The following is a 14,192-nucleotide window of genomic DNA, read 5'->3' as shown; positions in this document are numbered from 1 at the left end:
CGTTACTCACCCGTTTGCCACTCGACTTTTCAAAAGCAAGCTTTCAATCCGTCTCGTTCGACTTGCATGTGTTAAGCACGCCGCCAGCGTTCGTCCTGAGCCAGGATCAAACTCTCCATAAAAGTAATTTTATGAAAAGCCGATTAGGCTCTCAATTATCTATTTAAAGAAATTGCCGATTGCTATGTTGTTCATACCAATCGATGTTTTGATAAGAAACTTAAACGTTTCTTTAACATCTGGCTTTAATCATGTTGCATGATTATTTGCATTGTTTAGTTTTCAAAGAACAATCATTGTCGCACTCTTCAGAAGTGCCTGTCGCTTCAAGCGACTCTCTTATCTTATCACCAGCAGTTCAGCTTGTCAAGAACTTTTTTAAATTCTTTTTTGAAGCTTTTCGGATTCTTCAGTGCCTCACCAATCAAGGCTTCGCTACACTGTTTTGTGTCCGTGTCTGTCAGCGACTTGTATTATATTACACGAGTCTAGTGCATATGTCAACACCTTTTTTGAAAAAAATTAAAATCCCACTAAAAAACCTCCTTATACAGGAGGTTTTCGTGCTTATTCATATCTAAGAGCTTCGATGGGATCTAATTTAGCTGCCTTTCTGGCCGGGTAGATACCAAAGAACAGGCCAATGCCCACGGCAAACAAAAAGGATATAACGATGGGTGTCACGGTAATCACCGTCGTAAAGTCTCCCACCTTGGCTATCAGCTGTGAGGCAATGCAGCCCATCAGGATACCAATGATACCACCGATTATGCCGATAACCATGGATTCAATCAGGAACTGGGTCATGATATTCATGAAGGTAGCCCCCAGTGCCTTTCGTATTCCGATTTCCCGGGTACGCTCAGTAACAGACACCATCATGATGTTCATGATGCCGATGCCCCCCACCACCAGTGAAATACCGGCTATCGCGCCTAACAGCAGCGTCAGCATGGAAGTGGACTGATTGACCGTTTCCATCAGACTGGTCAAGTTGCGGACATTGAAATCATTGTCCTTGCCTGTTGGAATATGATGTCGGGAGCGCAGAAGTGTTTCAATCTCTTCCTGCACCTGTTCCATTTTCTCCTGACTGGACACCTGAACATTGATAGACTGCACATAGGTTATGCCCAGCATACGCTCCTGTGCTGTGGTCAGCGGAATATAAATCACATCATCCTGATCCTGCCCTACTGAGGACTGCCCCTTGGATTCCAAAAGACCGATGACCTTGTAAGGCTGATTGTTGATGCGGATATTCTTGCCTACAGGATTATCCTTGGCAAAGAGATTCGCCGCTACCGTAGTGCCGATAACGGCCACACGATTGCGCTTGTTCATATCATCATTCGTGATAAAGGAACCATAGCCGATGGTCAGGGAGCGGATGGACATGAAATCCGCCGTCACGCCCTGCACACTGGTGTTCCAGTTATTATTGCCATAGACTACCTGATAAGATGAAGACACAGTAGGAGAAACATAATCGATATTCTTGATTTTCTCCTTGATCGCCTTGGCATCGTCATATTTCAGTGTCCGCATGGAACCTGCCGCCCCCCGGACGCCGCCACGATTGGAGGACCCCGGCGAGATGATCAGCATATTGGAACCAAGGCTGGCAATGGAATTCGTGACATTGCTGCGCACGCCCATGCCTACAGACACCAGCGCAATGACCGCGCCGACACCAATGATGATGCCCAGCATGGTCAGGAGACTGCGCATTTTGTTGGCATAGAGCGAAGTCAATGCCATCTGGAAACTTTCCCTAAATAACATCCATCACCACGCCCTTTCCTTCATCCCGGGTAATCTTGCCATCCCGCACCAACAGCTGGCGGCTGGCACAGGCAGCGATTTCCGGCTCATGCGTGACAAGAATGATGGTACGCCCCATACTGTGCATCTTCTGGAAGATCTCCATGATTTCCTTGGTGGATTTGGTATCGAGATTACCGGTCGGTTCATCTGCCATAATGATGTGGGGATCATTGACCAGTGCCCGGGCAATGGCTACACGCTGCCGTTGACCACCTGAAAGTTCATTGGGCTGATGCTCTGCCCGGTCAGCCAGACCTACCGCATCCAGGAAGTGCATGGCTTTTTCCAGCCGCTCTTTGCGCCCTACCCCTGAATAAACCAAGGGCAACGCCACATTTTCTAATGCCGAAATACGGGAAAGCAGATTGAAATTCTGAAAAACAAAACCAATTTTCTTATTGCGGGTTATGGCCAACTTATCATCACTAAGACCAGCCACTTCCTGACCATCCAGCTTATAGGATCCCATTGTCGGACGGTCAAGACAGCCTAAGATATTCATCAACGTAGATTTACCCGAACCAGACGGGCCCATCAATGCGGCAAATTCCCCCTGATAGATATTGGTGGTGATACCATCCAAAGCTGCCACCGTCTCTCCGCCGATTTTATAAAGTTTTTTGATATCCTTGAGCTGAATGGTGGCAACGCGATTTTCCTGATTTGTCATAGTCTCTTTGCCGCCCTTCTTACATTGGTGGTGGGCCGCCACGATTGTTGCTGTTTTTTTTAGCGCCAGCTGTCCCTTTGGCCACATAGGTACTGACCACCTGTTCGCCCTCACTCAGGCCTTCCAATATCTCCACATATTCATCACTGTAAATACCGGTAGACACATAACGATTTTCCTGAGAGCCATCCGCATTCTTGATTACCACATAAGAACCATTAGCATCTGTTTTCAATGTGGACAAAGGCACAACCAATGCATCATTCTTCTCAGCCGTGTTGATTTCCACTCTGGCCGTCATAGAAGGCAACAGGACATTATCCGGATCATCCACATCCAGTGTCACATAGTAATAAATAACACTCGCAGATGACGAACTGCTTGATGAACTGCCAGAGGACGTATTGATGTTCCAGGTATTGCTGGTGTCTGTCTGGGAAATCTTGGATACCCGTGCCGTGAAAGTCTTGCCATTGAAGCTGTCCACGGTAAAAGTCGCCGTCTGACCCACCTTCACATTACCAATATCCGTCTCATCCACCTTGGCCAGGATCTGTTTCCTGGACAAGTCCGCAATGCGCATGATGACCGTAGGACTGCTGGTGCCCTGTACGGCCATCGTGCCGGGGGTCTGCGGTTCCCCTACCACTACACCGGACATGGGGGCAACAATGGTCATTTCATTCATATTGGACTGGGATTCTGCCAACGACGATACCGCCGTATCATAATTCATCTTGGCATCTTCCAGTTCCTCCTGCGTATCAGCGCCAATGCTGTAAAGGTATTTGACACGATCGTACTTAGCCTTGGTATTAGTAACTTTATACTGCGCCTGATTGCGCTTTTCCTCATAATCCTGCGCATCCAGTGTAGCCACGACCTGCCCCGCTGTTACGGTGTCATTTTCCTTGACCAGCACATCCTTTATGCGGGCAGTCACCTTGGAACTGACCTCTACCGAATCCACCGGACGGATAGTCCCCGTAGCCGATACCGTGGATTTCAATGTCATGCGGGTGACGGGTGTCGTTTCCACCGCCGCTAATTTCTTAACCTCCTGCTGACCCTGATAGTATCGATAGCCACCAATACCTGCTGCAACCAACAGCACCACCACAATGGCGGTTTTCACCTTCCAATCGAATTTCATTTATTTCCCTCATTTCCTGCCAGTTCTGCCGCCACATCACGGCTATTATCCACCGTGGTGTCAGCTCTTGCTGCTAATTTCGATTCCTGCAGGGCAGCATCTGCATCCGTCTGCAACTCCGCAGCTGCCGCTTTTTCCTCAGCCTTCAGTTCTACGCCCATGGCGTTCTCCACAGTCGCCTGATAGCGGGCATAGTCATACTGGGCACTGATATAGTTGAGCTTGGCCTTGGCCAGAGCCTCCTGGGCATCGATGATGTCCAACATCAAACCTTCGCCGGCGCGGTATTTTTCCCGGGCGATAAAAGCGTCTTCCTCGGCCTGATGGACGGCATCCTGTGTGGAATTCAAGCGCTTCTCAGCCTCCCGCATGCTGTAATAAGCCTGCCGCACGTCCAGATCTACCGCTTCCTTGTCCTTGAGATAATTCAGCTTGGCAATATCCCGATTGTTTTCCGCATCCTTGACCTGCGCACGGGTAACACCGCTGTCAAAGATATCCCAGTTCATGCCCACGGTTGCCGAAGTGCTATGCCCGTTATCATGTCTGGGCTTGAATTGTTGATTCTCATTCAAGCCAATAGACAGGTTCAGGCTGGGCAGATAACCAGACTTGGCCGCTTTTATGGCATGTTCCTGTTGCGCCAGCTTGTTCTTGTCTATCAACAGATCCTTGCGGTTGTCATAAGCATATTCAAGGCAGGCACTCATATCTTTGTCAAAGGCCAGATAACTGAAATCCGAAGTCAGGTTCAGCGGCTCACTGCGGTCAATATTCAGGTAATTGCGCAGGGTGGCCAGTTCCACCTCATAGCTGTTTTCCGCCTTGATGAGGTTCTGCTTGGCATCGCTCAATTCCACCTGCGAGCGGATGACGTCAATGCGAGCCTTGGAGCCTGCTCCGTAAAGCTGGCTCACGTTGGTATAATGCTCCTGGTACTTGTCCACAGTTTCCTGACGCACACCTACTGTTTTCTTCGCTTCCAACGCATCATAATAAGCCTTGATGACATTGAGCTTCAGATCTTCCTGCGCCCGCTGCGTCGTCAGGCTGGCTGATTCCACGCCGATTTTCGCCTTCTTGATATTGGCCTGATTCCTGCCGCCAGAATACAATGGCAATTTTCCCGACACACCAATGCTATTGCTGTCGGTACGGCTTGCCCCCTTGGATTTGCTGGTTCCCAGGCTGTCGGTCACAGAAGCACTGAAGCCATTGTTCCCTTTGGCCTCATCCAAAGTGTATTGCGCAGTATCTTCGCCTTTTTGCGTGATTTTCAGTCCGGTGTTCTGGGCCAAAGCCATATTGATGGCATCCTGCAGGCTCAAATCCGCCGCCTGGACGGATGGCATCGTCAATAAGAGTGCCACCAGGGGCACGCCCATTTTCATCCACTTCTCTAATCTCATGAAGACTTCCTCCTCATTTTGTATTTCCTTTCACATCTTCTTATTTTAACACAATTTGCAATTAAGTGGCGCAAAATGATGTAATCTATGATAAGATAGATACGTTGTAATTGTATGAAAATCTCATTAAAATTTGATTAGAATCAGGTGTTTTCGATGGAAAATCCATACTTTACCCAAGCGCAGAGCCTTCTGCGCAAATATTATGGCTACCCGGACTTCCGTCCAGCCCAGAAACCTGTAGTGGAAAGCCTGCTTTCCGGACATGATACGGTAGCCATCATGCCTACAGGGGCGGGAAAAAGTATCTGCTTTCAGCTGCCATCTCTGGTCTTCCCGGGGATAACGCTCGTCATCTCGCCGTTGATTTCCCTGATGAAAGACCAGGTAGATGCCCTGGCCGAACAGGGTGTTCCCGCGACTTATATCAACAGCCAGCTGACACTTGACCAGTCAACCGCCCGCTTCCAGGCCATTGCTGAAGGAAGATTCAAACTGGTCTATGTGGCACCGGAACGATTGGACACAGATTATTTCCGTTACGTCATCGAGCGGCAGGAAATCTCCATGGTTGCCGTAGACGAAGCCCATTGCCTCTCCCAATGGGGCCACGACTTCCGCCCCAGCTACCGACAGATTGCCCCCTTTATCGCAGGACTCCCCCGCCGCCCGCTGGTCAGTGCCTTTACCGCCACGGCTACACCGGAAGTCAAGGAAGATATCATAAACCTCCTGCACCTGCGCCAGCCCCAGGTCCATGTGACGGGCTTTGACCGCCCCAATCTCTATTTTGAAGTGCGCCGTGGCGAGGATAAAAAGCGCTTTATCGAGCACTATCTCAAAAATCACCGTGATGAAGCCGGCATTATCTATGCCTCTACCCGCAAGGAAGTGGACAGTCTCTATGAACATCTCTTGAAAAAGAAGTTTTCCGTAGGCCGCTATCATGCCGGCCTGTCCGATAAGCAGCGCAATCAGGCGCAGGACGATTTTCTCTACGACAACGTGCAGGTCATCGTGGCCACCAACGCCTTCGGCATGGGCATTGACAAATCAAATGTGCGTTTCGTCATCCACTACAATATGCCCAAGAACATCGAAGCCTACTATCAGGAAGCCGGCCGCGCAGGTCGTGACGGCGAATCGGGCACCTGCATCCTGCTCTACTCCCCACAGGATGTCATGACGCAGAAATACCTCATTGACGTATCCACAGAAAACGAGGAACGCAAGGCCCATAACCTCGGCACCTTGCAGAAGATGGTGGACTACTGTCACACGCCGGAATGCCTGCGGCATTTCATCATCAGCTACTTCGGTGATACAAGTGCCGATATGACCTGCGGCAATTGCGGCAACTGCAAGGCAGGCCTTGAGAAAACAGACGTAACCATCGACGCCCAGAAGGTCTTCTCCTGCGTCTACCGCATGCACGAGCGTTTCGGTCTGACCTTGGTGGCTCAGGTGCTAAAAGGCTCCAACGACAAGCGGGTAAAAGAGCTGAAATTCGATAAGCTGTCCACCTTCGGCCTGATGAAGGAACGGACGCTGGCCGATATCAAGCTCCTGATCCAGCGCTTTATCGCCACGGACTATCTGGGACTGACGGAAAGCAAATTCCCCGTAGTCACCCTTAAACCCGCCGCCTATCCCGTGCTCAAGGGACAGGAAAAAGTATATCAGGCCGTGCCTAAACCCGAAGTGGAAAAAAAACCAGCCACCCCGGAACTCTTCGACCACCTGCGCCACCTGCGCAAGGAGATTGCCATCCGCGAGCACATTCCTCCCTATATGGTCTTCTCCGACGCCACCCTGCGGGATATGTGCCAAGTCCAGCCCGCCACCTTGGACGAAATGCTGGATGTCAAAGGTATCGGCGAAATGAAGCTCCAGAAATACGGACAGGAATTCCTGGATTGTATCCAGGCACATAAATAAAAAGAAAGCTGCATGTTTTCCATCATGCAACCTTCCAATCACAATATGATCTGCACTAAAGCCCGGTGGGCTGGTGATGTTTTCCGCAGCGTTTGGCATTTTTGTCAAAGCGAAGGAAATCGTACCAGCCCACCGGGCGTCTTAGCATATAGATGTTTAGCAGTTTGCCAACCTCAACGGCTTCCCCTTATATAATCCCGAGCCTTATCCATTATGAGCAGGCTGCGGTTCAGCAGCATATCATAGACCGGTTCACTGCCTGCCCACTCAGCCACGAGGAAGGCGGTCATGGACACCAGCATCAGCGACAGCATATGTTCGAAGGAGCCCGTCATCTCCATGATCAGGATGGCCCCCGTCACCGGGGATTTGACCACGGCGGAAAAATACGCCGCCATGCCAAAGACAATGCAATTCACCGTCCACTGAGGTGCCAATAATCCACAGGCCACTGCCAGTTTGGCAAACAATGCCCCGCCCAAAGCCCCTAATACCAGCATGGGCAGGAATATGCCGCCAGGTACACCAGAGCCAAAGCACAGCATGGTAAAGAAAAACTTGCCAGCGAACAGCAGCAGCAGGAAGCCCAGTACATATTCATGCTCTACCAGTGCATCCACCAACGGGCTGCCACCGCCCAGAACTTCCGGCAGACAAAAGCCCAGCACACCTGCTGCAGCCAAAGGAATCATCGGCTTCTGCCATGCTTTCAGGGGAGATTTTGCATAACCATCCAGAGATACTACGAGCATCCGGTTAAATCCCAGCCCTAAGAAGCCCACAAAAGCGCCCAGCAGGATCAAGGTCAGATAGACATTGCCTGTTGCGGCCACAGGAAGCTCTCCCATATGGAATACCGGCTCCATGCCGAAGAAGAACTGCGTTACCGTAGTGGCTGTAACCGTAGCCGCAATAGCCCCCATCAGCACATAGGGCGAAAAATCCTTTGTCAGCTCCTCCAGACAGAAGATTGCTCCAGCCAATGGTGCATTGAAGGCCGCCGCCAAACCGGCACCAGAACCTGCCGTCAGCAGATAATGATTTTCCTCATAACTGCGATGGGTAAGGCGGCCCAACCCCTGTCCCAGACAAGCTCCGAGCTGCACGCTGGGGCCTTCCCGTCCCAGTGACATACCAGCACCAATGCCCATGACAGCCCCTGTGAATTTCAGCACCAGCACCCTTGCCCAGTGCATATCCATCCTGCCCAGCAATATCCCTTTTATCTGCGGGATGCCGGAACCGGAAATCATGCCATCAGCTTTCAGCATCCTATGGATGATATAGCCAATCAGCAATAAGGCCGCAAACCATAGCGGGATATAAGCCTGATGTTCCCCCAGATAATGATACCAGCGGGGCAGATTCTTTTCCGACAGTTCCAACAGATAACGGAACATTGCAATGGTCAGGCCCGTAAGCACGCCAATAACATTGCCTTCAATGAACAGGCGCAATTTCAGCCGTTTCGGATCGGTAAGAATCCGTAAAAGGTATTCGAATCGTTCCTGCATCTTTTTCTCCTAACGTAAAAAGCCTTCCCCGAAAGGAAGGCTTGCAATTTGCTTATTCAGCAGTGAACGGCAGCAATGCGATATTGCGTGCGCGTTTGATAGCAACCGTCACCTGACGCTGATGCTTAGCGCAGTTGCCGGAGATACGACGCGGTAAAATCTTGCCACGCTCCGTAATGAAGCGACGCAGTTTTGCAACGTCTTTATAGTCGATATGCTCGACCTTGTCTACGCAGAAAGAGCAGACCTTTCTACGAGGTCTTCTGCCTCTGTCACGTCTCATCAAAGTAATTCCCTCCTAACTTAAAACGGGATTTCTTCGTCAGGGATAGACGGACCAAAACCATCAACAGGCGCAGACTGCGGAGCTGCCGGTGCCGGAGCACCGAAACCGCCAGCCTGAGGAGCAGCGCCTCTGGAATCCAGGAACTCCACCTCATTGGCTATGATTTCTGTCACATAACGCTTCGTGCCATCCTGTGCATCATAGCTTCTCACCTGAATGCGGCCTTCTACGGAAATACGACGGCCTTTCACCAGGTTGTTGCCGCAAACTTCAGCGAGCTTGCTCCAAACAACGATGGGAATAAAGTCAGCTGTGGGCTGACCATCATTGGCATCCTTACGGGCAAAGCGGCGATCCACTGCCAGCGTAAAGGTGCATACAGCCGTGCCGGACTGCGTATAACGCACTTCCGGGTCACGTGTCAAACGGCCAATCAGTATTGCCTTATTCATGGTACATCCTCCCTGACGCCAAATTGGCGTACTTCTAAATTACTCTTCGTCGTTTTTCACGATCATGTGCTTGAGGATACCGTCCGTAATCTTCATTACACGGTCGCACTCAGCTACGCATGCGGGATCGCAGGTAACATAGAGCAGTTCATAGAAACCCTCAGTGCAGTCTTTGATCTCATAAGCAAGACGCTTCTTGCCCCAACGATCTTCTTTATCGATAGTACCGCCGTTTTCGGTGATGAGCTTAGTGAACTTGCTGATAACAGCGTTCGTAGCTTCCTCTTCCATCGGTTTCACGATAAAAATGACTTCGTACTTTCTCACGAAATCACCTCCCTCTCTGGTCTTTGGCTCCTGCTCACACAGGAGCAGAGGTTGAAATATCATTTCAACTCATAACAAAACGTATTTGTCTCACGACTAGAAAATTATAACATTTTCCGTCGTTTAATGCAAGAAAAAATTACGCAAAAACAAATTTTTATTGCATGCCTGTATTAATGAAAAAGCTGCAAAGCCGCAGGCATCAGCCCACAACTTCACAGCTTTCCTTAAATTGCTAATCTCAGCAAACTGAAATTACTTCAGTTCAACCGTAGCGCCAGCTTCTTCGAGCTTAGCTTTGAGTTCTTCAGCTTCAGCCTTAGCAACGTTTTCCTTAACAGCAGCCGGAGCGCCATCAACCAGAGCCTTAGCTTCCTTCAGGCCGAGACCCGTAGCTTCGCGAACAGCTTTGATAACGTTGATCTTCTTGTCGCCAGCGGAAGCGAGCATAACCGTGAACTCGCTCTTTTCTTCAGCAGCACCTGCAGCAGCGCCACCAACAGCAGCAACTGCAACCGGAGCAGCAGCGCTAACGCCGAACTTTTCTTCCATAGCTTTTACGAGCTCAGACAGCTCGAGGACAGTCATGTTTTCAATGGCTTCCATGATTTCTTCTTTAGTCATTTGAATATACCTCCAAAAATCTTTCTTGTTAATTCTTAATTAATTATATAGAACTCGCAGATTATGCGGATTCCTTCTGAGCGCGAACAGCGTCAAGCACATAAACAGCGTTGCGAATAACACCCTGCAGTACGTTGACCGTATTGCTGATAGGAGCATTCATGCTGCCCAGCATCTTGGCGATGAGTTCTTCGCGAGACGGCAGTTCAGCCAGAGCCTTGACTTCGTTAGCGTCAATGACCTTGCCTTCCACCGTACCAACTTTAACAGTCAGCACTTCGTTTTCATCAAGCTTGTTCTTCTTGATGAAGCCGCAGATAACTTTTGCCGGAGCAATAGCATCCTCCGTGGAGAATGCGAAAGCCGTAGTGCCCTCGAGATGAGCATCGAAGCCTTCGATACCTGCTTCTTTCGCTGCCAGGCGGAGCATCGTGTTTTTAACAACATGGTACGTTACACCAGCGGCGCGAAGTTCACGACGGAGCTGCGTATCCTGAGCAACCGTCAGACCACGGTAGCTCGTGAGCACAACACCTTTGGCGTTCGTCAGCTGATCCTTAAGTTCAGCAACGATAGCCTGTTTCTTCGTCATATTTGCCATTTCCAATTACACCTCCTGCCTGTTATGGATTATTAAAGCCTGTAAAAAAACCTCCGGCTGCGTCCGCCGGAGGTAGAATTTTCAAAGTTCATCTGCTCCGGCCTCGGCAGGCGACAATAAATCGTCGTTAGATGATAAGTATCAAACCTGCTGTCTACAGCCATCGTTATACAGTTGTGGAGACCGGAGCCTCGTCTGGACCGAACTCTAAATTAGAGCTGCACAGGGATGCCAGGGCCCATCGTTGCGCTAACCGTAATGGAGCGCATGTACTGGCCTTTAGCAGCCGCCGGCTTAACACGGTTCAGTGTATCAATCAGGGCCTGGAAGTTCTGCTGGAGCTTCTCAGCGTCGAAAGATGCCTTGCCGATCGGGCAATGCACGTTACCGGCCTTATCGGTACGGTATTCGACTTTACCTGCTTTAATCTCGGATACTGCCTTCGTGAGGTCCATCGTAACCGTACCCAGTTTCGGGTTCGGCATGAGGCCGCGGGGGCCGAGAACCTTACCAAGACGACCGACAGTGCCCATCATGTCCGGAGTAGCTACTGCGACATCAAAGTCGAGCCAGCCGCCCTGGATCTTCTGGACGATTTCATCGGAACCAACGAAGTCTGCACCTGCAGCCTCTGCTTCCTTAACCTTTTCGCCCTTAGCGAAAACGAGTACGCGCTTGGATTTACCAGTGCCGTGCGGCAGTACCATAGCGCCACGTACCTGCTGATCAGCATACTTCGGATCTACGCCGAGACGTACGTGCAGTTCGATGGTTTCATCAAACTTCTTCGTAGCCGTCTTTTTAACGAGTTCCATAGCTTCAGCAGCCGTGTAGAACTTGCCAGCTTCAACGAGCTTGCAAGCGTCCTGATATTTCTTACCAGCTTTAGCCATTGTAAGTTTTCTCCTCTCGTGGTAATAACGGTTATTGCCTCCCACAGGGACGAAAGCCAACTAAAAATTAGTCAACGATTTCGATACCCATGCTGCGAGCCGTACCCTCGATCATGCGAGTAGCAGCCTCGATATCAGCAGCGTTGAGGTCTTCCATCTTGCTTTCTGCAATCTTCATTGCTTCAGCGCGGGGCAGCTTAGCTACCTTGTTCTTGTTGGGTTCACCAGAAGCCTTTTCGATCTTGGCAGCCTTCTTCAGCAGTACAGCAGCCGGCGGAGTCTTCGTGATGAAAGTGAAGGATCTATCTTCGAAAACCGTGATTTCAACCGGAATGATCAGACCAGCCTTATCCTTGGTTCTTTCGTTGAATTCCTTACAGAACCCCATGATGTTGACACCAGCCTGACCAAGTGCGGGACCTACTGGAGGAGCCGGATTAGCCTTACCTGCAACAACCTGAAGTTTTACAATCTTAGAAACTTTCTTTGCCATTTATATTCACCTCCCAAAAAGGATTTACAAGCGCTTTGATTTAGATGGTTTCCACCTGATCAAAGCCAAGGTCAATCGGGGTTTCCTCGACGAGAACCTTGACACGGCCCTTTTCGACATCGATTTCCGAAATGGTACCGGTGTAATTCTCGAAAACACCCGAGTTGATGCGAACCACATCCCCGACCTCGACATCGAGTTCGGGTTTGAGCTCTTCTTCGCCCATGGACTTCAAGATACGTTTCGCTTCAGCATCGGTAAGCGGAATCGGGTGTTTTTCAGAACCAACAAACCCGGTGACACCGGTGGTGTTGCGCACAACGTACCAGGAATGCTCATCGACAATCATGTCAACCAGCACATAGCCCGGGAAGACTTTTCGCGGAACGACTTTTTTCTTGCCGTCCTTGATTTCGACCTCATCCTCAACAGGAACCACAACATTGAAGATCATGTTGCTCATATTGGCCGTATGAATCAGGCGTTCGAGATTGGCTTTGACCTTGTTCTCATAGCCCGAATAGGTATGTACGACATACCATGCTCTGCCAGGATTATCCTGCCGCAGATTCATCTCTTCGTTTGCCATGCTGCCCTCACTTAGCTTACCGTAAAATGATGTGGAACAATCTTGCAAAGATCGTATCACAGAACCAAATCAGAGCACAGACAATCGCCACGGCGATGCCGACTACTACGGTGTAGTTCACCAGCTCTTTCTTGGTCGCCCATGATACTTTTTTCATTTCGGCGATAACTTCGTCTATGAATTTCTTCACAGTTACTTCACATCTCCGTTCAACCCGCTAGAAGCGATTATTTCGTTTCTTTGTGCGTCGTATGTTTCTTGCAGAACTTGCAGTACTTATTGAACTCCAGACGATCCGGGTTGTTCTTCTTGTTCTTGTTGGTACGGTAGTTACGGCTATGGCACTCCGTGCACTCCAACGTGATATTGTTGCGCATCTCTATTTACACCCCTTACGCTCAGATACTATGACTCATTCACAATGTCACTAATACAATTTAGCACACTTGCAAAAGCCTGTCAACATAAAACCCTTGACAAGTTGAAATTTTTCTTAGCGACTTTCACATATGTATGAAACATAAAATAAAACCCCTGTATCAGGGGTTCATTGGTAAATTTGGTGGCGGCACAGAGATTCGAACTCCGGACACTGCGGGTATGAACCGCATGCTCTAGCCAACTGAGCTATGCCGCCATATATGGAGCTGATAACCAGGATTGAACTGGTGACCTTATCCTTACCAAGGATACGCTCTACCGACTGAGCTATATCAGCAACATTAACATTTGGTTGCGGGAATAGGACTTGAACCTATGACCTTCGGGTTATGAGCCCGACGAGCTACCGACTGCTCCATCCCGCGATTACTTTATCATATCTCGCCAGCCTTGTCAAACTCTTTTTTAAAAGTTTTAATAAAATTGGTTGCGGGGACAGGACTTGAACCTGTGACCTTCGGGTTATGAGCCCGACGAGCTACCGACTGCTCCACCCCGCGATAACCTTCGCTCCGAAACACTCTTGCGTTTCATCGCTGTGCCGTATCGGCGGCTGACAATAAAAGATTATAGGGCATATGGATTCACTTGTCAACACCTTTTTTAAAGTTTTTTCAAAAAAAGTAAAAAAACATGTGAGCCAATTGCAGTTTGTTGACGAGTTCGTGCTGAAGGTATCTCGTTCATACGCTGTCGGGGTTCACGGGGGAGTGCTTTTTCTGTTTCCGCTAAACGACCCTCCCTGTAAGGTTAGAGTTGTTTAGCTGGATTGCGCCGGGCAGGCCAGCGGCGCGTTTTTCAGCGTGCTCTTTAGCTACTGCCTGCGTCGGGCCGGTCTTCGCTGCGCTCAGACGATCGCTCCCACAGAAAAAGCACTCCCCCGTTCGCCCCCAGGCACGATTTTGGCAATTGACACGGACTCGGTTCTCCTGTGACAAGAACATCGATGTGCTTGCACCTTTCAGCAAAGGCGTA

The 14,192-nt window shown here is 49.7% G+C and carries 16 protein-coding genes, 4 tRNA genes and 1 rRNA gene; 1 reads left to right on the top strand and 20 read right to left on the bottom strand.

The annotated features are described in order from the left end of the window. The 5 genes from BUB68_RS14335 to BUB68_RS14315 form a co-directional block, all read right to left on the bottom strand. A 16S ribosomal RNA gene (locus BUB68_RS14335) occupies positions 1–122 on the bottom strand; the annotation flags it as partial. A 445-nt stretch (positions 123–567) separates the two neighbouring features. Then, complete coding sequence (locus BUB68_RS14330; RefSeq protein ID WP_073092834.1) at positions 568–1,785, bottom strand: ABC transporter permease; 1,218 nt, start codon at positions 1,783–1,785, stop codon at positions 568–570. Continuing rightward, positions 1,775–2,497 carry an ABC transporter ATP-binding protein gene (locus tag BUB68_RS14325; protein ID WP_073092831.1) on the bottom strand — a complete coding sequence of 241 codons (723 nt, stop codon included), beginning with the start codon at positions 2,495–2,497 and terminating at the stop codon, positions 1,775–1,777. The genes BUB68_RS14330 and BUB68_RS14325 overlap by 11 nt, the downstream gene beginning before the upstream one ends. A gap of 19 nt (positions 2,498–2,516) precedes the next feature. Then, the gene (locus BUB68_RS14320) at positions 2,517–3,650 is read right to left on the bottom strand and encodes an efflux RND transporter periplasmic adaptor subunit (protein ID WP_073092829.1); all 1,134 of its coding nucleotides are present in this window, start codon (positions 3,648–3,650) and stop codon (positions 2,517–2,519) included. Then, the gene (locus BUB68_RS14315; RefSeq protein ID WP_073092826.1) at positions 3,647–5,059 is read right to left on the bottom strand and encodes a TolC family protein; all 1,413 of its coding nucleotides are present in this window, start codon (positions 5,057–5,059) and stop codon (positions 3,647–3,649) included. Before BUB68_RS14315 ends, BUB68_RS14320 begins: the two co-directional genes overlap by 4 nt. A 156-nt stretch (positions 5,060–5,215) precedes the next feature. On the opposite strand from BUB68_RS14315, the gene recQ reads away from it, so the two are divergent. Continuing rightward, entirely contained in the window at positions 5,216–6,997 is a 1,782-nt protein-coding gene (recQ, locus tag BUB68_RS14310; protein WP_073092823.1) for a DNA helicase RecQ, read from the top strand. A 173-nt stretch (positions 6,998–7,170) separates the two neighbouring features. Here the strand turns inward: recQ and BUB68_RS14305 are convergent, their stop codons facing one another. The 15 genes from BUB68_RS14305 to BUB68_RS14235 all read right to left on the bottom strand — a co-directional run bounded on the left by BUB68_RS14305 (position 7,171) and on the right by BUB68_RS14235 (position 13,717). Next, a complete protein-coding gene (locus BUB68_RS14305) occupies positions 7,171–8,511 on the bottom strand; it encodes a ClC family H(+)/Cl(-) exchange transporter (RefSeq protein WP_073092820.1) in 1,341 nt (446 codons plus the stop codon). 52 nt (positions 8,512–8,563) lie between these two features. Beyond that, positions 8,564–8,794, bottom strand: a complete 231-nt coding sequence (gene rpsR, locus BUB68_RS14300) for a 30S ribosomal protein S18 (RefSeq protein WP_014425267.1) — start codon at positions 8,792–8,794, stop codon at positions 8,564–8,566. A gap of 20 nt (positions 8,795–8,814) precedes the next feature. After that, the gene (locus BUB68_RS14295; RefSeq protein WP_073092818.1) at positions 8,815–9,249 is read right to left on the bottom strand and encodes a single-stranded DNA-binding protein; all 435 of its coding nucleotides are present in this window, start codon (positions 9,247–9,249) and stop codon (positions 8,815–8,817) included. 39 nt (positions 9,250–9,288) lie between these two features. Next, a complete protein-coding gene (gene rpsF, locus BUB68_RS14290) occupies positions 9,289–9,576 on the bottom strand; it encodes a 30S ribosomal protein S6 (protein WP_014425269.1) in 288 nt (95 codons plus the stop codon). A gap of 255 nt (positions 9,577–9,831) precedes the next feature. Next, positions 9,832–10,200 (bottom strand): 50S ribosomal protein L7/L12, encoded by a 369-nt coding sequence (gene rplL / locus BUB68_RS14285; protein ID WP_014423823.1) that lies wholly within the window; start codon positions 10,198–10,200, stop codon positions 9,832–9,834. Between the two features lie 61 nt (positions 10,201–10,261). Then, complete coding sequence (gene rplJ / locus BUB68_RS14280; RefSeq protein ID WP_073092816.1) at positions 10,262–10,801, bottom strand: 50S ribosomal protein L10; 540 nt, start codon at positions 10,799–10,801, stop codon at positions 10,262–10,264. Positions 10,802–11,013: 212 nt separating this feature from the next. Next, positions 11,014–11,694, bottom strand: coding sequence for a 50S ribosomal protein L1 (rplA, locus tag BUB68_RS14275; RefSeq protein ID WP_014423821.1), 681 nt, complete (start codon positions 11,692–11,694; stop codon positions 11,014–11,016). Between the two features lie 67 nt (positions 11,695–11,761). Further along, positions 11,762–12,187, bottom strand: a complete 426-nt coding sequence (gene rplK, locus BUB68_RS14270) for a 50S ribosomal protein L11 (RefSeq protein ID WP_014423820.1) — start codon at positions 12,185–12,187, stop codon at positions 11,762–11,764. Positions 12,188–12,227: 40 nt separating this feature from the next. Beyond that, positions 12,228–12,776: a transcription termination/antitermination protein NusG gene (gene nusG, locus BUB68_RS14265; protein WP_073092813.1), complete on the bottom strand. Its 549-nt coding sequence runs from the start codon at positions 12,774–12,776 to the stop codon at positions 12,228–12,230. A gap of 16 nt (positions 12,777–12,792) precedes the next feature. After that, positions 12,793–12,966: a preprotein translocase subunit SecE gene (gene secE, locus BUB68_RS14260; protein ID WP_014423818.1), complete on the bottom strand. Its 174-nt coding sequence runs from the start codon at positions 12,964–12,966 to the stop codon at positions 12,793–12,795. Positions 12,967–13,003: 37 nt separating this feature from the next. After that, positions 13,004–13,153 (bottom strand): 50S ribosomal protein L33, encoded by a 150-nt coding sequence (rpmG, locus tag BUB68_RS14255; protein ID WP_014423817.1) that lies wholly within the window; start codon positions 13,151–13,153, stop codon positions 13,004–13,006. Positions 13,154–13,336: 183 nt separating this feature from the next. After that, positions 13,337–13,413, bottom strand: a tRNA-Met gene (locus BUB68_RS14250). A gap of 5 nt (positions 13,414–13,418) precedes the next feature. Further along, positions 13,419–13,494, bottom strand: a tRNA-Thr gene (locus tag BUB68_RS14245). Between the two features lie 12 nt (positions 13,495–13,506). Beyond that, positions 13,507–13,582 (bottom strand) — tRNA-Met (locus tag BUB68_RS14240). Between the two features lie 59 nt (positions 13,583–13,641). Beyond that, a tRNA-Met gene (locus BUB68_RS14235) sits at positions 13,642–13,717 on the bottom strand. Positions 13,718–14,192: the final 475 nt, after the last annotated feature.

It is taken from the genome of Pseudoselenomonas ruminantium (assembly GCF_900142515.1).
GTDB classification, from domain to species: Bacteria; Bacillota; Negativicutes; order Selenomonadales; family Selenomonadaceae; genus Selenomonas_A; species Selenomonas_A ruminantium_D.
The sequence above is the reverse complement of the archived record's forward strand: the minus strand, read 5'-3'. Positions and strand labels throughout refer to the sequence as shown.